Origin of the sequence: Flavobacterium sp. (genome assembly GCF_027484945.1) — a bacterium.
In the GTDB taxonomy this organism is placed as follows: Bacteria; Bacteroidota; Bacteroidia; order Flavobacteriales; family Flavobacteriaceae; genus Flavobacterium.
In genome coordinates, this window is record NZ_JAIXRZ010000045.1 from 1 (window position 1) to 23,790 (window position 23,790).

Annotated in this window: 23 protein-coding genes; 14 read left to right on the top strand and 9 right to left on the bottom strand. The window is 38.1% G+C overall.

What is annotated here, in order from left to right; genetic code table 11:
• Positions 1 to 521: 521 nt before the first annotated feature.
• On the bottom strand, positions 522 to 965 hold the full coding sequence (locus tag Q0039_RS06290; RefSeq protein ID WP_297510759.1) for a DUF4268 domain-containing protein: 444 nt from the start codon (positions 963 to 965) through the stop codon (positions 522 to 524).
• 40 nt (positions 966 to 1,005) lie between these two features.
• Here Q0039_RS06290 and Q0039_RS06295 point away from each other — a divergent pair, with 40 nt between their 5' ends.
• Together Q0039_RS06295 and Q0039_RS06300 are read left to right on the top strand one after the other, a co-directional pair.
• On the top strand, positions 1,006 to 1,641 hold the full coding sequence (locus Q0039_RS06295) for a CoA pyrophosphatase (RefSeq protein WP_297510760.1): 636 nt from the start codon (positions 1,006 to 1,008) through the stop codon (positions 1,639 to 1,641).
• A gap of 40 nt (positions 1,642 to 1,681) precedes the next feature.
• Complete coding sequence (locus Q0039_RS06300; protein WP_297510762.1) at positions 1,682 to 2,485, top strand: lysophospholipid acyltransferase family protein; 804 nt, start codon at positions 1,682 to 1,684, stop codon at positions 2,483 to 2,485.
• A 1-nt stretch (position 2,486) separates the two neighbouring features.
• On the opposite strand, the gene Q0039_RS06305 is transcribed toward Q0039_RS06300, so the two are convergent.
• From Q0039_RS06305 to Q0039_RS06320, 4 genes are all read right to left on the bottom strand, one after another.
• Positions 2,487 to 3,338, bottom strand: coding sequence for a TraB/GumN family protein (locus Q0039_RS06305; RefSeq protein WP_297510765.1), 852 nt, complete (start codon positions 3,336 to 3,338; stop codon positions 2,487 to 2,489).
• Positions 3,338 to 3,958, bottom strand: a complete 621-nt coding sequence (locus Q0039_RS06310) for a hypothetical protein (protein WP_297510768.1) — start codon at positions 3,956 to 3,958, stop codon at positions 3,338 to 3,340. Before Q0039_RS06310 ends, Q0039_RS06305 begins: the two co-directional genes overlap by 1 nt.
• Positions 3,959 to 3,964: 6 nt before the next feature.
• Entirely contained in the window at positions 3,965 to 4,459 is a 495-nt protein-coding gene (locus Q0039_RS06315; RefSeq protein ID WP_297510771.1) for a sigma-70 family RNA polymerase sigma factor, read from the bottom strand.
• A 207-nt stretch (positions 4,460 to 4,666) separates the two neighbouring features.
• Positions 4,667 to 5,728 (bottom strand): DUF3810 domain-containing protein, encoded by a 1,062-nt coding sequence (locus tag Q0039_RS06320; protein WP_297510774.1) that lies wholly within the window; start codon positions 5,726 to 5,728, stop codon positions 4,667 to 4,669.
• A 112-nt stretch (positions 5,729 to 5,840) separates the two neighbouring features.
• On the opposite strand from Q0039_RS06320, the gene Q0039_RS06325 reads away from it, so the two are divergent.
• Complete coding sequence (locus Q0039_RS06325; protein ID WP_297510777.1) at positions 5,841 to 7,307, top strand: aminoacyl-histidine dipeptidase; 1,467 nt, start codon at positions 5,841 to 5,843, stop codon at positions 7,305 to 7,307.
• Positions 7,308 to 7,481: 174 nt separating this feature from the next.
• Here Q0039_RS06325 and Q0039_RS06330 read toward each other — a convergent pair whose 3' ends face one another.
• On the bottom strand, positions 7,482 to 7,991 hold the full coding sequence (locus Q0039_RS06330) for a DUF6265 family protein (protein WP_297510780.1): 510 nt from the start codon (positions 7,989 to 7,991) through the stop codon (positions 7,482 to 7,484).
• Positions 7,988 to 8,449 carry a DUF6265 family protein gene (locus tag Q0039_RS06335; protein WP_297510782.1) on the bottom strand — a complete coding sequence of 154 codons (462 nt, stop codon included), beginning with the start codon at positions 8,447 to 8,449 and terminating at the stop codon, positions 7,988 to 7,990. The genes Q0039_RS06330 and Q0039_RS06335 overlap by 4 nt, the downstream gene beginning before the upstream one ends.
• Positions 8,450 to 8,580: 131 nt before the next feature.
• Between Q0039_RS06335 and prfA the strand changes: the two genes are divergently transcribed.
• From prfA to Q0039_RS06360, 5 genes are all read left to right on the top strand, one after another.
• Complete coding sequence (gene prfA / locus Q0039_RS06340; RefSeq protein ID WP_297510785.1) at positions 8,581 to 9,654, top strand: peptide chain release factor 1; 1,074 nt, start codon at positions 8,581 to 8,583, stop codon at positions 9,652 to 9,654.
• Positions 9,655 to 9,707: 53 nt separating this feature from the next.
• Entirely contained in the window at positions 9,708 to 10,520 is an 813-nt protein-coding gene (gene pyrF / locus Q0039_RS06345) for an orotidine-5'-phosphate decarboxylase (RefSeq protein WP_297510788.1), read from the top strand.
• A 361-nt stretch (positions 10,521 to 10,881) separates the two neighbouring features.
• Positions 10,882 to 14,349, top strand: coding sequence for a methylmalonyl-CoA mutase family protein (locus Q0039_RS06350; protein WP_297510791.1), 3,468 nt, complete (start codon positions 10,882 to 10,884; stop codon positions 14,347 to 14,349).
• A gap of 53 nt (positions 14,350 to 14,402) precedes the next feature.
• The gene (locus Q0039_RS06355; RefSeq protein ID WP_297510793.1) at positions 14,403 to 14,921 is read left to right on the top strand and encodes a hypothetical protein; all 519 of its coding nucleotides are present in this window, start codon (positions 14,403 to 14,405) and stop codon (positions 14,919 to 14,921) included.
• Positions 14,921 to 15,388 (top strand): GyrI-like domain-containing protein, encoded by a 468-nt coding sequence (locus Q0039_RS06360; protein WP_297510796.1) that lies wholly within the window; start codon positions 14,921 to 14,923, stop codon positions 15,386 to 15,388. Before Q0039_RS06355 ends, Q0039_RS06360 begins: the two co-directional genes overlap by 1 nt.
• A gap of 5 nt (positions 15,389 to 15,393) precedes the next feature.
• Here the strand turns inward: Q0039_RS06360 and Q0039_RS06365 are convergent, their stop codons facing one another.
• Entirely contained in the window at positions 15,394 to 15,837 is a 444-nt protein-coding gene (locus Q0039_RS06365) for a hypothetical protein (RefSeq protein ID WP_297510799.1), read from the bottom strand.
• Positions 15,838 to 15,999: 162 nt separating this feature from the next.
• On the opposite strand from Q0039_RS06365, the gene Q0039_RS06370 reads away from it, so the two are divergent.
• On the top strand, positions 16,000 to 17,571 hold the full coding sequence (locus tag Q0039_RS06370; RefSeq protein WP_297510802.1) for a T9SS type A sorting domain-containing protein: 1,572 nt from the start codon (positions 16,000 to 16,002) through the stop codon (positions 17,569 to 17,571).
• 106 nt (positions 17,572 to 17,677) lie between these two features.
• Positions 17,678 to 18,187, top strand: coding sequence for a hypothetical protein (locus Q0039_RS06375; RefSeq protein ID WP_297510804.1), 510 nt, complete (start codon positions 17,678 to 17,680; stop codon positions 18,185 to 18,187).
• 72 nt (positions 18,188 to 18,259) lie between these two features.
• Here Q0039_RS06375 and Q0039_RS06380 read toward each other — a convergent pair whose 3' ends face one another.
• Entirely contained in the window at positions 18,260 to 19,234 is a 975-nt protein-coding gene (locus tag Q0039_RS06380; protein WP_297510807.1) for a TerC family protein, read from the bottom strand.
• Between the two features lie 180 nt (positions 19,235 to 19,414).
• On the opposite strand from Q0039_RS06380, the gene Q0039_RS06385 reads away from it, so the two are divergent.
• The 4 genes from Q0039_RS06385 to Q0039_RS06400 form a co-directional block, all read left to right on the top strand.
• On the top strand, positions 19,415 to 21,604 hold the full coding sequence (locus Q0039_RS06385; RefSeq protein WP_297510809.1) for a glutamine synthetase III: 2,190 nt from the start codon (positions 19,415 to 19,417) through the stop codon (positions 21,602 to 21,604).
• A gap of 91 nt (positions 21,605 to 21,695) precedes the next feature.
• On the top strand, positions 21,696 to 22,550 hold the full coding sequence (locus Q0039_RS06390; protein ID WP_297510812.1) for an OmpA family protein: 855 nt from the start codon (positions 21,696 to 21,698) through the stop codon (positions 22,548 to 22,550).
• A gap of 56 nt (positions 22,551 to 22,606) precedes the next feature.
• The gene (locus Q0039_RS06395) at positions 22,607 to 23,347 is read left to right on the top strand and encodes an OmpA family protein (RefSeq protein WP_297510815.1); all 741 of its coding nucleotides are present in this window, start codon (positions 22,607 to 22,609) and stop codon (positions 23,345 to 23,347) included.
• Positions 23,348 to 23,448: 101 nt separating this feature from the next.
• Positions 23,449 to 23,790 (top strand): AIR synthase related protein (locus Q0039_RS06400; protein WP_366520888.1); only part of this gene is annotated, 342 nt, incomplete at its 3' end.

Genomic DNA, 23,790 nt, shown 5'->3' on the forward strand with positions numbered 1-23,790 from the left:
AGATGGTACTGCATTACTGTGGGAGAGTATGTCGCCGCCTTCTTTTTAGAAAGTCCTTTACAAGTGTTGTAAAGGACTTTTTTTTGTTTTAAAGGTGCGGCGCAGTCGCTTCGCTCGTGTCGCCGCCTTCTTTTAGTGAGGCCCTTCTTGATGAAGGGCCTCATTTTTTTTATCGGTGCGGCGTGTCCCTACGGTCGATTGCTTCGCCAGTTCGTCTAAAGACTCGAGTCGCCGCCTTCTTTTTAGAAAGTCCTCTACAAGTGTTGTAAAGGACTTTTTTTGTTTTAAAGGTGCAAAGAAATTATAAATTATGAATTGTTAATTGTAAATTATAAGTTATGAGTGCATAATCCGCGTGAGGGGGCGAAGTGGAAAGCCCACAGCGGAGTGTAATGCAGCGCGGACTTGTAACAAAGCACCCGACCCCGAAGTAAAGCACCGAATTAAATTACCTTCTTACAACGCTTTATATTCGGGGGCACGCCCAAATCATTTTTTAAAGATTTCAATTTGATACTGCGTTATGTGTTCAAATCCAAATCGCGTATGTAATCTTCGTATTCGGTAAAAAATGCTTCAAAAGCTATCATTTTAATTGCAAAAAAATGATGAATTTGTTCCCAATCGGCTCTTCGGTTTAAATTCACTCCCTTTAACTCCACCCAAACACGACTAATCGTTTTACCATTTTCTAATGCTAAGTGTCTTTCAAAAAGCGCATCCGGAAGATGTTCTTCATGTAATAGCGTTCGCAAAGACTCCATTTTCTCATAATAAATTTTTCGTTTTTCTTCATCACGCGGTTCGATGTCCAATTGAACACGTGCAACAGAATTATCTACAAAGAATTTAAAGGTAACATCTTTAATTTGGGTGTCGTAAAGCATCCATTTTTTAGGATAACTATCGGAAAACTGCGACCAAAATTCACGTTTCAATTGTTGCTTTTCTTCTTTGCTGTACATCAGAGAAATTTTTGGTAAATTTAGAAATTATTATTCGGCTATGGAATTTCATTACTTTCTTTCGCTTTTGCCAAAATTGCAAGAACAACGCTTGCCTGCAATAGAAGCCCATGAAAAAGTAGTGCCAGCAATACGAAAATCAGAACTCTATGCGGGATTACCCATTCAAGAGGCTCGAAAAGCTGCCGTACTTATGCTGTGTTATCCCAATCAAGAGGCAACGCACTTTGTTCTTATTCAACGCAATAATTATCCCGGTGTACATGCTTCGCAAATGGCCTTTCCTGGTGGAAAAGTTGAACCCGAAGATGCCACTTTTTTGGCAACTGCTTTACGAGAAGCCTCGGAGGAAGTAGGGGTACATCCACCAGAAGTTCAATTTATAAAAGCGTATACAGAGGTGTTTATACCACCCAGCAATTTTTTAGTATATCCTTTTTTAGCCTATACTTCCAATCGTCCCAACTTCGTACTTCAAGAAGAAGAAGTTGCAGCAATTTTAGAAGTTCCTTTAGCACAACTGTTGGATGATAACAATGTAATTGAAACCACCTTGTCGACTTCTTATGCGCATGAAATACAAGTTCCTGCTTTTCAACTTGAAGGTAAAATAGTTTGGGGTGCCACAGCCATGATGTTAAGTGAATTAAAAGAGAGTTTTAAAAAATTGGTGTAATCTTCATTTTTTGGTACATTTACAGCCCTTAAAAAAGAGTATGGGATTTTTTAAACGCAATCCATTTGGACATCTTCTTTTTCTCAAAAAATGGTTAATCCGTATAGCGGGAACGTTAACACATCGCCGGTACCGTGGTTTTAATGAACTCCAAATCGAAGGGTCTGAAATCATCCGACAGTTGCCCGACACCAATGTGCTTTTTATTTCCAACCACCAAACCTATTTTGCGGATGTTGTGGCTATGTTTCACGTATTTAATGCCAGTTTAAGCGGGCGCAATGATAACATCAAAAACGTTGGCTATTTGTGGCAACCCAAATTGAATATATACTACGTTGCAGCAAGTGAAACCATGCGGTCGGGTTTGCTGCCAAAAATTTTGGCCTATGCCGGTGCAATTACGGTTGAGCGGACTTGGCGTGCAGACGGTAAGGATATTAACGAAAAAAAAGCGGTCAATCCTAATGATACCGATAATATCATGAAAGCATTAGAAGACGGTTGGGTGATTACCTTCCCACAAGGAACAACCAAATCGTTTAAACCGGTACGTAAAGGAACCGCGCATATAATTAAAACCCATAAACCGATTGTTGTGCCCATTGTTATTGATGGATTTCGAAGATCTTTTGATAAAAAAGGATTGCGCATCAAAAAGAAAAACATCTTACAGTCGTTTATTATCAAAGAACCGCTGCAAATTGATTATGATAACGAAACCATCGAACAAATCGTAGAAAAAATTGAATTCGCCATCGAACAACATCCGTCTTTTTTGAAAGTTATTCCAAATGAAGTTTTGGAAGAACAAGAAAAGTTAAACGAATTGCGTCGCTGGTAGTTTAAAAGATAGGCTCTAGGGTATAACCTAAGTCTTTTAATAATTGAATCATACCATTTTTACCTCCCAAATGCGCTGCTCCTACACCGATAAAGGTAGGTTTAGATTGGATGATTTTTGGGATTCGTTCTTGCCAATTTTTATTTCGTTTTACTAAAAGATCGTCTTCAAATTTACTATAAAATTGACTTTCAGAATTCGAAAACAACTGCATCAAACCATCCAGATCTTCTTGTGCATATAAGTCGAGCATTTTTTTGGTTTCGGTATCTTGCGTTGCAATTCCTTTTTGTGCCAATTGATGAAGCTCTAACGCTTGGTCTTTATATGGAATTTGATCAAAAACCGCCATTTGTTCAAGCACTTTTTCTAACCCAATAACGTCTTCTTTTTGTGCTTTGCTGACCTTCATCAACTCTTGCTCAACCGACTGCATCGGACAATCCAACATTTTGGGGTACAACATAGCTGTTATCATAAACGGTTTAATTGTATTCATCATTTTGGCTGAATATCCCAAATTTGCTTTTAGAAACGTATCTACTTCCTGAAATTCTTTAGGTGTTAGTAGCGAATCCAACCGATTATTATTTTTCATATTCATTCCCGTCATCATGACCATTTGAAGTGAGGGGTCATCCATATCCAACTCTAAGCACAACTGTTGGGTGGCTTCCAATGATGCCATCACTTTCGGTTTTAAGGTGGCGTCACAAGTCATGTGAATTGTCCCAAATAAATACGACGATTCCTTTAATCCATTTCCCGAAATTTTCCAAAGTAGCGTTTTAGGTGTTTGCGCACAACAACTTATGCAAAGTGCTAAAAACAAGCGTATTAATCCAACTTTCATTACAAATCAATTTTTTTAAGTTCTTTATAATTACGGTATAATCGTTTCATTAAAGTTCCGTAAATCAAATAATAAAATAAGGCCGCTATAGCAAAAAATATGAGTAAAAATACGATCATTACGACTATAGTAATCACCATTATTCTTGTATTGTGTTCAAGATCGTGTGCAATAGTAGGATTAACCATAATTGCCATAACAAAACCAGAAATTATACTTAAAACTAATATTCCCAAATTGTAACCTACGTAATATTTTACGGTACGTCGTGTGCGCACAATATCGGCCATCAATTTTTTTGTAGCGTTGGATGCAGAAATAGTTCTGTAATTGTTGTAAAATAAAAAAATAAAAACTCCAGTAACGATAAAGTTCAATACCGTTAGGGCTTGAAAATAAGGAATCATAAATTCCGAATGGTTGTTGATTAAATACTCATCGCTATTAAAGCAAAAACTAATCACGGTCCATAATGATACTTCTAAAATACTGATAATCAAAATCCATTTTACAATTGAGGAGGATTTTTTATGGAGCATTTTATAAATATCCGCTTCCTGCAGTTGCGGATAAGGGTTTTCCTTATTCCAATCTTTTTTCAGTAAATCCAATTCTTCCATGGCCACTTATGGGTTTAATATTTTTTTCAATTTTCCTTTGATACGGTTCATTTTTACACGGGCATTGACTTCAGTAATTCCCAAAGTTTCTGCGATTTCAGTGTAATCTTTATCCTCCAAATACATAAATATCAAGGCTTTTTCAATATCGTTCAATTGGTGGATCGCTTGATACATCAATTTGAGTTGTTCTTCTTCTTCGGGATTGTAATCTTCTTGATGAATAAAGTAGCTTGCTTTTTCATAATCAACGGTTGTAACCGTTCGTGTATTTTTACGGTATAAGGTAATTGCAGTATTTAATGCTACTCGGTAAGCCCAAGTTGAAAATTTTGCTTCTCCTCTAAATTTTGGGAAGGCTTTCCAAAGTTGTATGGTGATTTCTTGAAATAAATCATGGTGTGCATCGGCGTTGTTGGTGTACAAACGACAAATTTTATGGACAATATTTTGATTGTCCGTTAGCTGCTTTACAAAGGATTTTTCTAATGAATCACTCATGAGGTGTTAGTCCTTATCAATCTGATTTTGTTACAAGGTACTCTTTTTTATTTGAAGCTTCCGTTTTTCGTTCACTAAAGTACCTTTCCGTCGTCCGCGCTACACACCAGCCTAGCGGCTTTGGCGGGGTAGCTTGCTACCACCGGGGCTATGATTCAAGTGCCAATTTTTTAAAGCGTAGTCCAACACACTTAGCCTTAAATTCACTTACAGCGCTAGCTGATTTTTTTGAAAATACGAAAGCATTAACCCCACAAACTTGCTATAACTTTCCATGCCGTCTTTTTGTTGGTTCATTTTAAGAAAACGATCATAAAAACCATGAAACCCTTGATCAATAAAAGTGTCGTATTGCTTCCAAAATTGTTCACTTTCTTTAAAATTGGCTATTATGCCAGGGTGGATTTTTAATTGAAATTCTTCAAAAACGGCAGGATTTTGTTTGGCTAATGCATTCATACAATACCGCAGTGCTGCAGTATAGGCACTGTATCGAAAATACACATTAGGATGGTGATAGCCTACTAGAAATCCAATAAAGTTACACTCGCTTTCACTTGCAATTCCCGTTTGATGAGCCATTTCGTGACAAATCACATTGCCTTGGGCATACAATGGCATTAATGTATTTACTTGTGCTTCATGGGTAAATGGATTCAAATATCCAGAAAAGCCCATGTAAGAAAGCGGTGTTCTCCATAAACTCGATTTCACCGAAAGGTTACCATATTGAATTTCGGGATGTTTTTTGTGCAAAATGCGGTAACCTACAATACCTTGAGCCCGTAATGTATCAATTGAATAGGGTACTACAACTTTTTGATTTGGATTATGGGTAATTTGTAGCTGTATTGCATTTGTTTTTCTAATCAATTGCGCAGTGAATTTTTGCAGCTCAGGGGTGGAATATTTTGGGTTCAATTCCCATTTTGATACGAGGGTTTGCCGGTAATAATTCAGCCCCCAACTCAGTTGAAAGAAAAAATAAAAAACGGCAAAAAACCAACCTAAATGGCCTAGTTTTTCGCTCCCGATTGTTTTTTTCCATCGAATAAAGTAAACGATTACTCCTACGAGTACGATTGCATACACTACATCGCCCACTGAAAATAAAAAGTTGGAAAAAAATCCACGCACAATGCTATCCCACCATTCATAAAACCCATTGCTATAGATACGTTCTACAACATCGGGATACAGTGCAATCCATTGCACGAGAAGCACAAGTATAAGTAAACTAATCCAACCGAAAAATGGATGTTTTTTCAAGGTAAAATATTTTTAGGTAAATGTACGCGAATGCCTTTTTACAGCCAACATTCTTTGTAACTTTGGACTTCGTTTTTCGACCAACTAAAACGGAAATTCAAAATTATTTAAGATGAGTCAAGAAGTTAGAAATCTAGAGCCTAAAGCGCTTTGGAATAAATTTGCCGATTTAAATGCGGTGCCTCGCCCGTCAAAAAAAGAGGAACGGGTTATTGAATTTATGAAGGATTTCGGGAATCGATTGGGTTTAGAGACCTTTGAAGATGAAATCCGAAATGTATTCATTCGAAAACCGGCCACTCCCGGCATGGAAAACCGTAAACCGATTGTGATGCAAGCGCATTTGGACATGGTACACCAAAAAAATAATGCTACCGTTTTTGATTTTGATACCCAAGGCATTCAAATGTATGTCGATGGCGATTGGGTTCGTGCCAACGGAACTACTTTAGGTGCCGACAACGGTTTAGGTGTAGCTGCTATTATGGCTATTCTAGAAAGTAAAGATATTCCGCACCCTGCTATTGAAGCACTCTTTACGATTGATGAAGAAACAGGAATGACGGGCGCTTTGAATTTAAAGGGAGGCATTCTTCAAGGGGAAATTTTATTAAATCTCGATACCGAAGAAGACGATGAAATCGATATTGGTTGTGCAGGTGGGGTAGATGTTACGGCCACACGCGTTTACAATGAAGAAGAGGTTCCCGAAGGATCTTCAGGTTATACTATAACTGTCAAAGGATTAAACGGCGGTCACTCGGGAATGGATATCAACAAAGGTTTGGGGAATGCCAACAAAATCATGAACCGCTTGTTGTTTGATGGGTTTGAAAATTTTGGTTTGCAAATCGCTGAAATCAATGGGGGGAGTTTGCGTAATGCCATTCCGAGAGAGAGCGTTGCCCAAGTGATTATTGCCTCCATGTATGATGAAGTTTTTGAATTTGAAATGCAAGAAGTCATCAACGACATCAAAGCAGAATTCAGCACTACCGAACCCAAGCTACAAATTCTAATTGAAAAATCGGAATTACCCACTAAAATCATGGATTTAGGAGTGCAAGAAGGGTTACTCCGCGCTATCTATGCGGCTCATAACGGGGTATATCGAATGAGCGCTACAATGGCCGATTTAGTAGAAACTTCTAATAATATCGCACGTGTGATTGTGAAGGAAGGTCAAATCACCATTCAATGTTTGACGCGTTCTTCTGTGGAAACTTCAAAATTTGATTTAGCCAATGCCTTGCGTTCAGCCTTTGAATTAATGGGTTGCGAAGTCAATTTTAGCGGAAGTTATCCTGGATGGACCCCCAACGTGAATTCTGAGATTCTAAAGGTACTCGTGGATATCTATGAAAAACAAAACGGGACAAAGCCCAATGTAGTAGCCTGTCACGCTGGATTAGAATGCGGTATTTTAGGAACCAACTACCCGAATATGGACATGATTTCATTTGGACCGACCATTCACGGTGCACACAGTCCAGACGAACGGGCATCAATTTCTTCCTCCCAAAAATTTTGGAAATATTTGCTCGAAATTTTAGCAAATATTCCGATCAAGCAAAATTAGTTGTTTGGGTCGGAGATTAGCTTCTAATTAGAAAAAAATAGATGAATCCTGAAGTGGTTGACTTCGGGATTTTTTTATCTTTTTTTTGTAAAAAATGAAGGCAATAATCTTTCACAAAAATTCTGCGTTAACTGGTATTGAACTAGTCCATAAAACTGAGGTGATATAGTATGGCTACTTTTTTTCCTTGGCTTTCGTCCAACTGTAGGTTTGTGATTTCGGTTGTTTTAAAAATTTTCCGCTTTCCGTTTGTTTGATTTGACCATTCTTTTGTAAACGAAATTCGATTTTGGCAGGGTAATCATTTTTGGGATTTTCAAAAAGCACGACACTATCTGTATTTTTGGTAAGCTGAAACGTTAATGGAGTTTCTCCTTTTTCACCTGCAACCGTTGTAGTATACAATAAATGGTCTTCTACTTCCTGCAGTTCTATGGTTTCACGATGTAAAGTGTCTTTTTTTTCACCTTTCATAAAATAACAAACCCCAGAAAATGTACTATCATTAGCGGCTTTCCACTGCATTTGTAAAGTACCTATCGAATCTTCATATTCCCAATTTCCTTCCAAAAAAGACGCTTTATTCAATTCTTCAAATCGAATTTCTTTTCCAAAGGCATCATACTTTTTACAGGAAACCATTAGGATTCCTAAAATACATAAAAACAACAATTTTTTTCTCATGGATAGACTTTTTTCATTGGAAAAACCTCGGTTGTCGGTTTCCCGTTTTGAATTCCAAAGATACGAGCTACAAGTTGATCGTTGCTAATTTTTTTATAAACGATTCGATTCGGGTAATCATGCTTCTTATTTTCAAATACTAAGGAATCTGCGGTTATACAAGTTGACGAGAAAATTATTGCTTTTGCCTGGTTTTGATTGCGAACGGTTACGTTATAATCCCAACCGTTTTTAGTTTTTTTCAATTGCATTCGTTCAAAAAAAACGGTATCCGATTTTAGTATTACAAAACATTCCCCTGCCAAATCCGAATTTTCGGTTAAGGTCCAGTTTTCATAATAGCGCATTTTTGGTGTTATGTTGCACCACGAACCCAACAACCATTGTGTTTCTTGGGTAGTTTTATTACATCCTAAAAATAGGAAAGCAACGACTAGTAAACTGATGAAATACTTCAATGGTATATTTTTTACAATACTACAAATTTTATAGAAATGCATTTCAATTTCCTATGAATCCGAACGAAATAAATAGAAGAGAAATCACATTTTATTGTATTTTTGCAAACCAAAAAAAGGAGTATCAAACTATGTTAGAGCGTTTACAATATGTAAAACAACGATTTGACGAAGTGTCCGATTTGATTATTCAACCGGATGTTATCGCCGATCAAAAGCGTTATGTGCAATTAAATCAGGAATACAAAAACCTGAAAGCGTTAGTAGAAAAACGCGATGAATACGTTCGTTTGACCGATAATTTGAATGAAGCAAACGAAATTTTAGCCGACGGTTCGGATGCAGAAATGGTTGAAATGGCCAAAATGCAGTTGGATGAAGCCAAAGAACGGTTACCCCAACTCGAAGAGGAGATTAAATTCATGCTTATACCCAAAGATCCAGAAGATGCCAAAAACGTAATGGTAGAAATTCGCGCCGGTACCGGTGGTGATGAAGCTTCGTTGTTTGCAGGCGATTTATACCGTATGTATACAAAATTCTGCGAGAGTAGGGGTTGGCGAACGTCTACGGTTGATTTTAACGAAGGGACCTCGGGTGGATTTAAAGAGGTAATATTTGAAGTGACGGGAGAAGATGTCTACGGTACTCTAAAATTTGAAGCTGGTGTACACCGGGTTCAGCGTGTGCCTAAAACAGAAACGCAAGGGCGTGTCCATACTTCTGCGGCTACGGTCATGGTTTTGCCCGAAGCGGAAGAGTTTGATGTGCAAATTGATATGAACGATGTGCGAATCGACTTCTTTTGTTCGTCGGGTCCTGGAGGGCAATCGGTTAATACAACCAAATCGGCAGTGCGAATGACACACATCCCTACCGGTTTAGTAGCCCAATGCCAAGACGAAAAATCACAACATAAAAATAAAGACAAGGCACTGTCGGTTTTACGTTCCCGCTTGTATGAAATGGAATTAGCCAAAAAGCAAGAAGAAGATGCCAAAAAACGTAACTCTCAAGTAAGTTCGGGTGACCGTTCAGCAAAAATTCGAACCTACAATTTCCCCCAAGGACGGGTCACTGATCACCGAATTGGGATGGATGTTTTTGATATGGATGGTGTATTGAATGGAGCAATTCAAAAATTTATTGACGAACTACAATTGGTTGCCAATACCGAAAAACTAAAAGAGAGCGAAGTGTTTTAAAACAATTGAAATCCAACCCGTTGTTGGATTTTTTTAGTTAAAGTCCCTTTATTATGGATACAAAAAGTTTAATTCATCAAATTCATGCCAAAAAATCCTTTCTCTGTATCGGTTTAGATGTTGATTTGGATAAAATTCCAAGCCATTTATTAACTCATGAAGATCCGATTTTTGAATTTAATAAGGCGATAATTGATGCAACTCACGATCTATGCGTTTCGTATAAGCCCAATACCGCATTTTATGAAGCCTATGGGGTGAAGGGTTGGATCGCGTTGCAAAAAACAATCGATTATTTGAATAGCCATTATCCCGAACAATTTACAATCGCCGACGCAAAACGGGGTGATATTGGGAATACTTCGGGCCGCTATGCTAAAGCGTTTTTTGAAGGGATGAACTTTGATGCAGTTACAGTGGCGCCCTATATGGGAAAAGATTCTGTTGAACCCTTTTTGGCCTATCCCAATAAACATACAATTTTATTAGCGCTAACCTCTAATGCGGGTGCTTTTGATTTTCAAACGCAATGGATTGATAATCAAGAGTTGTATAAAAAAGTGATGGCTACAGCAACAACTTGGGCGAACAGTCAAAACCTTATGTATGTGGTTGGTGCGACTAAAGCGGACTATTTGGCCGATATACGTCAAATTATTCCGGATAGTTTTCTTTTAGTGCCCGGAGTGGGCGCACAAGGCGGAAGTTTGGAAGCCGTTTGGCATTATGGTAAAAATAAGGATGTTGGCTTGTTGATTAATTCTTCTAGAGCAATTATATATGCTTCATCAGGAACCGATTTTGCAGAAAAAGCCCGAGCAGAAGCCCAAAAATTACAACAGCAAATGGCTCAATTAATGGGATAAAAAAAGGCCGGTATTCAATTCGAGTACCGGCTTTTTTCCTAACTAACCTAAACCAAACAAATAATATCATTATTTCAATACAAATATCCGACAATAAATGATTGGACATTGTTAATGGATTGTTATTTCTATGTTATTGATTTTTAAAATTTTATCATTGTAAAAAAAACGCAATGGATTTGCTATAACGAGTTAAATTTCAACTAAAATAAAAAAATGCATTTGGTTTTCGTCGGTTGCTTCAATGCTTTTGATAGCTTTTTGCGGAACTCTAAAACATGGTTTTATTTTACCAAACCGCATGCAATACCATTTATAATATTCGTAAATTGCGCACTTAAAATTTCTTTTCGTTGTACTAATGGAACAAGTTCATCCCTACATCCCTAAAAATAAAGTAAGAATTGTTACGGCTGCTTCATTATTTGATGGCCACGATGCCTCAATTAATATTATGCGTCGGATTATCCAAGCAACCGGTTGTGAAGTAATTCACTTAGGTCACGATCGAAGTGTAGAAGAGGTGGTCAATACAGCCATTCAAGAAGATGCTAATGCCATCGCTATGACCTCTTATCAAGGCGGACATAATGAGTATTTCAAATACATGTATGATTTGTTGCAAGCTAAAGGTGCTGGCCATATTAAAATATTTGGCGGTGGAGGTGGTGTAATTCTCCCAGAAGAGATTGCCGAATTGCAAGCCTATGGGATCACGCGTATTTATTCACCCGATGATGGTCGCGCTTTAGGATTACAAGGAATGATTAATGATTTAGTACAACGCTCAGATTTTCCTGTAGGTGATGTTTTAAATGAAGAATTTAATGAGTTGGCTTACAAAAATCCGTGTGCCATTGCCCGTGTGATTTCGGCTGCAGAGAATTATCCTGAAGTTGCCAAATCTACCTTAGCGACTATTCATGAAAAAAATAAAGAGATCTCCATTCCTGTTTTGGGGATTACCGGAACTGGAGGTGCAGGGAAGTCATCATTGGTTGACGAGTTGGTTCGTCGTTTTTTAATTGATTTTCCAGAGAAAACCATAGGGTTAATTTCGGTTGATCCATCCAAACGTAAAACGGGTGGCGCACTCTTAGGCGACCGAATTCGAATGAATGCAATCAACAATCCTCGCGTGTACATGCGTTCGTTAGCAACCCGTCAATCGAATTTAGCCTTGTCAAAATATGTGGCCGAAGCGATTGAAGTGTTGAAAGCCGCACGTTATGATTTAATTATTTTAGAAACTTCAGGAATTGGTCAAAGTGATACCGAAATTCTAGATCACTCCGATGTCTCGTTATACGTAATGACCCCTGAGTTTGGTGCCGCTACTCAATTGGAGAAAATTGATATGTTGGATTTTGCCGACCTAGTCGCCTTAAATAAATTTGATAAGCGGGGCGCATTAGACGCCATTCGCGATGTCAAAAAACAATACCAACGCAACCATAATTTGTGGGATGCCGATCCCGATACTATGCCGGTTTTTGGCACTATAGCTTCACAGTTTAACGATCCCGGAATGAATGCGCTTTATAAGGCGATCATGGATAAAATAGTTGCAAAAACAGGATCGGAACTCCAATCGACGTTTGCAATTACACGCGAAATGAGCGAGAAAATCTATGTGATTCCACCACACCGTACCCGTTATCTTTCTGAAATTGCCGAAAATAACCGTGGCTATGACCAAACGGTATCGGTTCAAGTAGAAGTGGCTCAAAAATTATACGGTATTTATAAAACGATTGAATCCGTAAGTGGTCAAGCCCCTGTAATGACTAAGTCAGGTCTTGAAGTTAATTTACCGACTGCTGACGATGCGCAACAGTTGGTACTCCTTTTAGAGAAAGAATTTGACCGGGTTAAAATGAACTTAGATCCCTTCAACTGGGAAGTTTTGTTAACTTGGGAAGAAAAAGTTAACCAATATAAAAATCCGGTGTACAGCTTTATGGTGCGCGATAAAGAAATTAAAATCCAAACGCATACCGAAAGTTTATCCCATTCGCAAATTCCAAAAATTGCCTTACCTAAATACAAGGCTTGGGGTGATTTGTTGCGGTGGTGTTTACAAGAAAATGTTCCCGGTGAATTTCCATTTACCTCTGGATTGTATCCGTTTAAACGCGAAGGAGAGGATCCTACCCGTATGTTTGCAGGAGAGGGTGGACCCGAACGAACCAACCGTCGTTTTCATTATGTGAGTTTGGGAATGCCCGCTAAACGATTATCAACGGCATTTGATTCGGTAACGCTTTACGGAAATGATCCCGATCACCGTCCCGATATTTATGGTAAAATTGGAAACGCAGGGGTTTCGATTTGTTGTTTAGACGATGCGAAAAAATTATATTCGGGGTTTGACTTGAGTCATCCAGCGACATCGGTTTCTATGACCATTAACGGACCAGCACCTATGCTGCTCGGGTTCTTTTTGAATGCCGCTATTGATCAAAACTGTGAAAAGTATATTCGTGAAAACGGACTTGAACATTTGGTAGAAGCACGATTGAAAGCACAATATGAGGCAAATGGACTAGCGCGCCCGCATTATATTTGTGCCGACGGAAGAGCCTATAACCCTTTCTATCCCGAAAAAGGAAGTGCACTACCTGAAGGAAATAATGGTTTGGGATTGTTGTTGTTGGGTGTTACCGGAGATCAAATTTTGGATGCGGCAGTTTATACCAATATCAAAGCACAAACCTTAGCGCAAGTTCGTGGTACGGTACAAGCCGATATATTAAAAGAAGATCAAGCGCAAAATACCTGTATTTTTTCAACTGAGTTTGCTTTGCGTTTGATGGGCGACGTGCAAGAATATTTTATTCAAAAAAATGTTCGTAATTTTTATTCGGTTTCGATTTCGGGATACCATATTGCCGAAGCAGGCGCAAATCCAATTACCCAATTGGCGTTCACTTTAGCCAACGGATTCACTTATGTAGAATATTACTTAAGCCGTGGGATGAATATAAACGAATTCGGTCCGAACCTTTCGTTTTTCTTCTCCAATGGTATTGATCCAGAATATGCGGTGATTGGTCGTGTAGCCCGTAAAATTTGGTCAAAAGCCTTAAAATTCAAATATGGGGCCAATGAACGCGCTCAAATGTTGAAATACCATATTCAAACCTCGGGTCGTTCATTACACGCACAAGAAATTGATTTTAACGATATACGAACTACATTACAAGCCCTATATGCCCTCTATGATAACTGCAATTCGTTACATACGAATGCCTATGATGAAGCAATCACAACTCCTACCGAAGAGTCGGTGCGTCGTGCAATGGCAATTCAGTTAATTATCAATAAAGAGTTAGGTTTAGCGAAAAATGAAAACCCCATTCAAGGTTCATTCATCATTGAAGAATTAACCGATTTAGTAGAAGAAGCGGTCTTAGCCGAATTTGATCGAATTACGGAACGTGGAGGGGTGTTAGGTGCTATGGAAACAATGTACCAACGCAGTAAAATACAAGAAGAAAGTTTGCATTATGAAATGTTGAAACATACTGGAGAATATCCCATTATAGGTGTTAATACATTCTTGAGTTCCAAAGGTTCACCTACGGTTTTACCTGCAGAGGTGATTCGTGCTACAGAAGATGAAAAACAACTGCAAATTCAAACTTTAGAGAATCTTCACAATGCGCATGGTGTAAAAGTAAAAGAATTAATTGCTCAGGTTCAAGAAGCAGCCGTTAATAATCGAAATATGTTTGATCATTTAATGGAAGCTACGAAGTATTGTTCACTTGGACAAATTACTTCTGGATTGTTTGAGGTGGGCGGACAGTACCGACGCAATATGTAATTTTTTTATAAAGTAAGGTTGACGTTCCTACGTGTTTTTTAATAAATAAAATCATGCAAAAAGATTTACATCAAGAAGTAGCACATTACCTGTCAAAAAATTACACCTATACCAATACCATACGATTTTTGGTCCGGGATGGATTTACGGAAGATGAAGTGCGCGCTGCGATAAAAGCCTATTTAAAAGAACACCGTCCGATGGGCATGGATGTGCTTTCATTTGCGTATTTGATGGTCCATACAATGTTAGTAGTGCCCTTAGTAGCGTTTTATGTTTTGCCATTAGCGTCAGATTTACCCAAATTGGCCATTCCCGTAACAGTAGTTGTTGTAGGGTATATTGCTTGCCACGGGAAGAATGAAGTGCTCTGGGCAATGCGTTTAATGACCGCAATTGCCTTACCAGGTACACTTTATATTAATTATTTAGGGATTTCGTATTATCATTATTTAGCCGCTTCGGGAGTCACTAACGGCCATTATTTCGTTCTTGTGGGACTCCTATTGTATGCGCTTTTTGCTTTGAGCGCTTTTAAAGGGGTGAAGTTGTTTTTTGACAAACGAAAGTAATGCAGCCTGAAATTCGTTGGCTTCCCGAGATACAATTGATTGGCATTTCCCTGTCAATGACGCTTGAAACGTATAGGGTAGACGATTTGTGGCGCACTTTTATGCCGCGTCGGTATGAAATTCCAAATCCAGTTTCTGAAGTCTTATTTCACGTTCAAGTGAACCCCGATACCTACAATTTTGCACCCAATATGCCTTTTGAAAAATGGGCAGCCCTTGAAGTGGCAACAGTAGATTTTATTCCAGTTGGGATGCAAGTGTTAACTATTCCTGCAGGGCAATATGCTGTTTTTACCTATAGTGGTGATGGTTCAGATGCAGCTGCTTTTTTTCGAAACATCTATACCCAGTGGCTCCCCAAGTTTGGATTGGTTTGGGAAAACCGTATACAGTTTGAGTTATTGGGGGAAAAATATAAAAAAAACGCTGCCGACTCTGAAGAGCAAATTTTTATTCCTGTTCGATAATTGTTCTACACTACCGCAATTATTCTATTGTTGTATTCGCCAAGTTCCAGCATTTCTCCCCTTTTTCTTCCTTGCATATTATGGTATGCCGGTGCTTTTTCACTCAGAGTTATTACTGTTTTACCGTTAAATTTAAATGGCGGCACGGAAATGCCGATGTAAATGTAATGCGATTTAGTTACCGCCAAAGCACCTGGAGCGATGCAATTGGGTTTATCTTTCGTGTGCTTGGAAAGAAACAATTCTTGCTTATGCGTCTCCGAAAGTAACTGTTCAAAACGCAACAGTAAGTCAGCTGCTTCCGCTTGATGGGATAAGTCCTCTGGATCTGTTGTATCATCATCATCCCTTTCAGCCGCCAATTTGTATCGCGAAATTGAATCTTCAATATGGTGTTTGTACTCTTGCAAAACCGCTCCTATTTCGTTTAGAATTTTAGATTTTTTCATAGGCTCTTACCTTAAATTGAATTCTAAAATTAAATGGTTTTGTTTGAATAAAATATGATTTAAATCATGCTTTTGCTTAACGTAGGTTTTTATTTTCAATTGGTTATCAATGGAATTGTCTATTCCAAAATGTTTTATAGCTTTGTTGTAAATATGAAATGTATGAAAAGAATAATACTATTTGTTGGATTAATTAGCGCTGTTGTCAATGGACAAGCTACGTATACTTCAGCAAATTTTGCTTCCGCAGGAGATTCGTTTTTTATAACAACACCTACTGCTGCTGCTTTGCAACTGGATTATGAAGTAACGGGAACTAATTTTGCATGGGATTATAGTGCATTAGTACCCGATACCCAAGAAACGACACAATGGACTAATCCTAATTCGAGTGGTTATAAAACGGTTTGGTGTTTTTTAAACGGATTTATTTTTAATTGCAATACGCAGTTTAACGCCAACTTCAATTTAGCGGCAAAGCTTAGTGATGGACTTGTACTGCAAGGCTTAGGACTTGCTAATGTGATTAGCCATTTAAATAAAACCAATTCAGCCTTGCAAAATAAAATGATTGGGGCGCAAGTTACCGCCAATGGATCTACTGTTCCTTTCGTTGTTTCCTATACAGATCCCGATGATATTTATCAATTTCCGATGACTTTTGGTGCAACGGCTACTAATCCGTTTGCAATAAATACCGATTTAACCGCGTTGGGTTTTCCAGTGCAAATCAATGCTACGGGGCAACGAACCAACGAAGTAGTCGGTTGGGGGACGTTGGTGACACCCTACGGAACGTTTGCTAATGTTTTAAAATTAAAGTCAACGCTCGTACAAAGCACTACAATAACTGCAAACGGAACACCGCAAACTACAGATCGAACTACAGTTTCATATCAATGGTTTGATCCCGCACATAAAATTCCGGTTTTAGATGTGTCAGGCGACCTGGTCAATTCGGTTTGGACTCCAACATCTGTTCGATTTATGGATTTTCAACGGTGTTTAAATCCGCAAGCGGCATTCGCCTATTTCCCTTTACAACCCGATTATGATCCCGCAACATCGGGTGCTACGGTTAATTTTGTAAACGGTAGTTCAAATTATGATGTGTCTGATTGGAATTTTGGTGATGGAAGTCCAAACACCTCGGTTAAGAGTCCGACTCATACGTTTACTTGTCCCGGGATGAAAATGGTTACTTTAACGGTGACCAATCAATTTTGTGATCCCGATCTGACCGATACGATTACGATACCAATCATGATTTCAGATTCACAGAATGTTTTTACTACAAACGTTACGGCAACCTCGACAACGTTAACTGCAGATCGAACAGCTACCGGAACAACTTACCAATGGCTGGATTGCAATAACAATAATGCGCCAATTTTAGGAGCAACCAATCAAATATTCACTCCTTCAGTTGATGGTGTTTATGCTGTGCGCTTAACGACTAACGGATGTATTGATGTTTCAGATTGTATTCCGTTTACGGTCTTAAGTCTGCCCGAGTATTCAACTAATAAAGTACAATTACTCCCTAATCCTACTTCTGGAATGTTTGAAATAGTTGGTGTGTCACCTGCTAGTATTCAATCACTAACGGTTGTTGATTTACTGGGTAAGGTAGTTGCAACAAAACCCGATCTTACATCGCTAGCACAAGGTGTTTATGTAGTAAAAATAAAAACAGCTTCCGAACTGTATCAAATTAAAGTTATAAAAAAATAATCAAAAAGCTCCGAATTCTCGGAGCTTTTTTTTTAGCACATTTTTTTTGGCACGACTATTGGTTAGGATTTCATAAGTTTGATCATTTATTTTTAAATTATCTATTATGAAAAAAATTACATTATTAGTTGCTTTTATCGGAATGATAGGGTTACAAAGTTGTACCGTAAATGAAGTTCCTGCTAATACGATTGATAACGATACGATTAGTGAAGTTTTTGAAGTGAACCGTTCATTTACAACAGGAAATAATTTTAGTAGTTTGGTTGTGTTGCCCCATAGCATTTATAGTTCAGATATGGTATTGGTATACCGACTCTCGGGTGTTGTAAATGGAACAGATGTGTGGAAATTAATGCCAGAGACCTATTATTTTGGCGATGGAACACTCGATTTTGGATATGATTTTGATTTTACCAAATATGATGTGAATTTATTCATGCACGGATTTGACTTAGCTGGGGTTTCATCCAATTATAGAATTAATCAAGTTTTTAGAATTGTAATTGTGCCTGGCTATTTTGGGAAACACAGTTTGCAATCCACAAAAAAATATGCCGATTACCAAAAGGTAATTCATGACTTTGGGTGTGCTGAGGTGAAAAAGTTAAAGTAAATAAAGTTAGAAGTTGTAGTTTGTTTGTTGTTGTTAAAGGTCATCGGTATAGATGGCCTTTACCTTTTATGCTTATTCCTCATCACGAGAAGGATGTTGTTTTATCGCATTTTGGTTTGCATAGAGCGAATACAAAACGCCGCCCACTAAACAAATAACAATAAAAGTTAAGGAGGCCCATTCAGGGAGGTGCATGTAATCGTGTGCAATCATTTTTATACCAACAAAGGTTAAAATGATAATTAAACTATATTCTAAATAACTAAATTTCTCGAGCATATTGGCCAAGAAAAAATACATTGAACGCAAACCGAGAATAGCAAATATATTCGAACTAAATACTAAAAAGGGATCAGAAGTAATCGATAGAATTGCAGGAACACTATCTACCGCAAACAATACATCCATTACTTCAATTATTAAAAGTGCAACAAATAAAGGAGTTGCCGCTTTTTTACCGTTGTGGGTTCGAATAAAGAATCGTTCTTTATCATGTTCAGAGGTAATAGGAATAAACTTACCAATGATTTTATATACCGTCGATTTTTTTGGATCAAACGCGCTTTCTTCTTTAGAAAACAACATTTTTATAGCGGTAAAAATTAAGAAGCCACCAAACACATAAGTCGTCCATGCAAATTGGTGAATAAGAGTGACGCCAAATCCAATCATTAATCCACGGAAAACAATAGCTCCCAAAATGCCCCAAAATAAGACCCGGTGTTGGTATTTTTGAGGTATTTTGAATGCGGCAAAAATAACGGCTATCACAAAGATGTTATCAATACTTAGCGAGAGTTCAATTAAGTAACCTGTAATAAATTTTAAAGCGGCAGTCGATTGCGTTAAATTCGTTGGATTTCCAATATAATCCGTTCCATACAGCCCATAAATTACGCCAGAAAAAGCAAAAGCTAAAGCCGCCCATAGTGCCGTCCATTTTCCCGCTTCTTTCGAACTGATAATGTGGGGAGTTTTGTTAAATACGCCCAAATCTAATGCGAGGATTCCAATCACTAAGATAAAAAAGAGTATCCAGACGGTCATAATTTTTTTTTACAAAGATAAATCTTTCCCTATGCCCCTTAAAAAATCAATTATTTTTTATTTAAATATTAACATTATTAATTTACCCCCTAAAATAATAGGGGTATTCTATGAGTGTAAATAAAATTATATATATTTGCACCATCAAAATAAGGGTATAACTAACTTAAATTGCATTTTATGGCAACATTACGTTTTCAAGCATTACAAGCTGCCGGTAATCGAAAGCCGGTTAAAGTAGAGGAGCTCGACAAAAAGTCAGCTATTTTTGGTTCCAATGTTTTTAACGACAAAGCGATGCGTCAGTTTTTGACTCCAGAGGCTTACAAAGCAGTAAAAGGTGCTGTACAATACGGTACGAAGATTGATCGTAAGTTGGCCGACTATATTGCAATGGGGATGAAAGAATGGGCATTGACAAAAGGAGTAACCCATTATACCCACTGGTTTCAACCGCTAACCGGAACTACTGCTGAAAAACATGATGCTTTTTTTGAAACTTCATTTGATGGTAGTGATCCGGTAGAGAAGTTTGGTGGAAGTCAGTTGGTGCAGCAAGAGCCCGACGCATCTTCTTTTCCAAACGGAGGAATTCGCAATACCTTTGAAGCAAGAGGATATACCGCTTGGGATCCAACTTCTCCTGCATTTATTTACGGTACAACGCTGTGCATTCCTACCGTATTTGTGTCGTATACGGGTGAAGCATTAGATAATAAAACTCCTTTGTTGAGAGCGTTGAGCGCTATTGATGAAGCTGCTTCCGAAGTCGCCAAATATTTTGATAAAAACGTAAAAAAAGTTACCCCTACTTTAGGTTGGGAGCAAGAATATTTTCTTGTGGATGCAGCTTTAGCAGCTTCTCGTCCGGATATTAATTTAACAGGCCGAACGCTTTTGGGGCATGCCTCTGCAAAAGGGCAACAATTGGAAGACCATTATTTTGGTTCTATTCCAACACGGGTGTTAAATTACATGCGTGATTTGGAAAATGAATGTATGTTGTTAGGAATTCCGGTAAAAACCCGTCATAATGAAGTTGCCCCCAATCAGTTTGAGTTGGCCCCTATTTTTGAAGAAACCAATTTAGCGGTTGATCACAATTCGTTGTTGATGGATGTGATGTATAAAGTGGCAGAACGTCATGACTTTAAAGTGTTAATGCACGAAAAACCATTTAAAGGAGTGAATGGTTCTGGAAAACACAATAACTGGTCTTTGGCTACCGATACGGGCGTAAATTTACTTGCACCCGGCAAGACACCGATGAGCAACTTGCAGTTTTTAACCTTTTTCATCAATACCATCAAAGCGGTTTACCGTTATGAAGAATTATTACGGGCATCAATTGCATCGGCAAGTAATGACCATCGTTTGGGAGCTAATGAAGCCCCACCTGCAATTATTTCGGTTTTCATCGGGCAACAATTAACCAAAGTATTGGCAGAGTTGGAGGGTGTTACCAATGGTAAACTTTCCCCTGAAGAAAAAACCGATTTAAAATTAAATGTAGTGGGTAAAATTCCCGATGTATTATTGGATAATACCGATCGTAACCGTACGTCACCATTTGCATTTACAGGAAATAAATTTGAATTCCGTGCTGTCGGTTCGTCGGCAAATTGCGCGAATGCAATGACTACTTTAAATTCAATCGTTGCTAAACAGTTAAAAGATTTTAAAGTTGAAGTAGATGCTTTGATTGAGAAAAAAGGGTTGAAAAAAGACGAGGCGATTTTTAATGTGCTGCGTGAATATATCAAAGAAACAAAGAACATTTTGTTTGAAGGTGATGGCTATAGTGAAGCATGGGAAAAAGAAGCAAAAAAACGTGGGTTAAGTAACCATAAAACGACTCCAAAGGCTTTGAAAGCCAAAGTTTCAAAAGAGGCTGTGAAGTTGTTTGAGGAGTTACATATCATGAATCATGTTGAAGTAGAAGCCCGCTATGAAATTGAATTGGAAGAATACACCAAAAAAATTCAAATCGAAGGTCGTGTGCTTGGGGATATTGCGCGCAATCATGTGATTCCAACGGCAATTCGCTACCAAAATACATTAATCGAAAATGTGCGTGGATTGAAAGAGATTTTTGGGAACGACTTTGAACTTATCGCCAAAGAACAAATTTCCTTAATTAAAGAAATCTCGTCGCATATCGAAGGGATCAATAGTAATGTAGATGCGATGATTGAAGAGCGTAAAAAAGCAAATAATTTGCCCTCTGCAGAAAAGCAAGCAGAAGCGTATTGTGATAAAGTGAAACCGTATTTTGATGTGATTCGCGAACACTGCGATAAATTAGAATTGTTGGTAGATGATGAAATGTGGACCTTGACTAAGTACCGCGAATTGTTATTCACCCGATAAGATTTACATTGTCTAAAAAAATGAACCCACTAGCAATAGTGGGTTTTTTAGTATACAAACACTAAAAATTCCGTATTTTCGTTATATGAATATGCAAAAGTATTTAATTTTTATCGGTTTCTTGTTTGGATTTTCCCTCCAGGCACAAGTACAATTTGTGGTTTTTTTTGAAAGTGGAAAATTTGAATCCAATCCCAAAGAAACGCAAAAACTGCAACAGTGGATTCAAACCCATCGGGAGGTCAAAATACTTGCAATTCAAGGTTATACCGACGAAGATGGATCAACGGGATTTAATGATACGCTTTCGCGCAAACGGGTTGAATTTGTATTTCAACAAGTCCAAGGGAAAGTAGCCACACGAGAGGACTATAAAGCCCATAGTTTTGGAGAGAATTTTGCCCAATCTAAGGATAAAGCAACCAATCGAAGAGCTACTATAGTGTATATCGAGCCTAAAGATTTTGAGCGTGAAAATCAAATCTTAGGTATACAGCCAATCGTGCCCACTCAACCAATCGAACCTCAAGTGATTGAAGAAGAAGCGATGCGTTTTCCAGAAAACGCCACTTTGGAGGATAAAATCAAATTAGCACGTGTGGGAACTTTAATTCGTTTACGCGATATTAATTTTCATCAGAACACTTTTGCTGTAATGCCAAGCTCAAAAAATGCGGTAGATGAATTGGTAAATATAATGTACAACTACCCAAAACTGTGTATCGAAATTCAAGGCCATATTTGTTGTGTGAGTAAGGATTATAAAAACTTATCGCTCGAGCGCGCGCGCCAAATTAAGCGTATTTTAGTTTCCGAAGGGGTTGATCCCAATCGTGTTTCGGTAAAAGGTTTTGGGGTTACAAAGCCTAAATTCCCCATCCCAGAAAAGACGCCCGAGGAAGCGGCGCAAAATCGACGTGTCGAACTCTTAATTACAAAAAAATGAAGCGCTTTTTGATTAGTACCTTGTTTTTTTTTATTACAAATTTGATCATAGCTCAATTGAAAGTTGAAGTATATTTTGACTTTGATCGGTACGATTTGAATTCACAGGCGACGCAAACGCTAAATTCCTGGATTGCTGAAGGTAAGAATTACAAAGTGACCCAATTGTTTGGCTTTTGTGATTGGAAAGGGACAAATGCTTACAATGATACCTTAGCCTTACGCCGTGTAAATTCGGTTTATAACTTTTTGATTAAGCAAAATATTAAGGTTGAGAAAAATTTAGTCATTCGCGGATTTGGCGAAGATTTTAAACAATCACCTAAACAAGAGGAAAATCGTAGAGTAACGTTGATTTATGAGGAAGTTCTACCCCAAAAAGAGGTGGAAAAACCTTTGCCCAAATCGGATGGCCCCACATTTAAAGAACAAATAAAAACTGCAAAAAAAGGAGACGCAATTAGGCTTGAACACATTAATTTTTTAAATCATTCGGCAAAGATTGTGCCCAATAGCGAACCCGTTTTATTGGAATTATTATGTGTAATGGAAGAAAATCCAACCCTAAAAATCGAAATCCAAGGGCATATTTGTTGCGATACCGAAAATAAATACGGCTATATTTCAGAGGCGCGCGCCCGAGCGGTTTATACTTTTTTATTGAGAAACAAGGTTAATCGTAAAAGGATATCATTTAAAGGTTATGGAGCAACCCGCCCTATTTACCCAATTCCAGAACAAAATAGCCAACAAGAAGACGCTAATCGAAGGGTAGAAATTTTGATACTCGAACGGTAAATTTCATTTTTTAAGGTTCATAGTTTTCGCTCTTTTGGAGTTTTGAAATTTACTTGATACTTGAGTTAGAAATAGTATCTTTGTGCCACAACAACACAACTATGCAATCGAATCATTCGCAACGCTACAGCCAGCGCGGTGTCTCGGCTTCTAAAGAAGAGGTGCATCAAGCTATTCAAAACCTAGATAAAGGGTTATTTCCCCAAGCATTTTGTAAAATCGTACCCGATTATTTAACGGGTGATGATGACTATTGTTTGATTATGCATGCCGATGGCGCTGGAACAAAATCGTCTTTAGCCTATATGTATTGGAAAACTACCGGTGATGTATCGGTTTGGAAGGGTATTGCCCAAGATGCATTAATTATGAATATTGATGATTTATTGTGTGTTGGGGCCGTTGATAATATCATGCTCTCGTCAACAATAGGCCGAAATAAA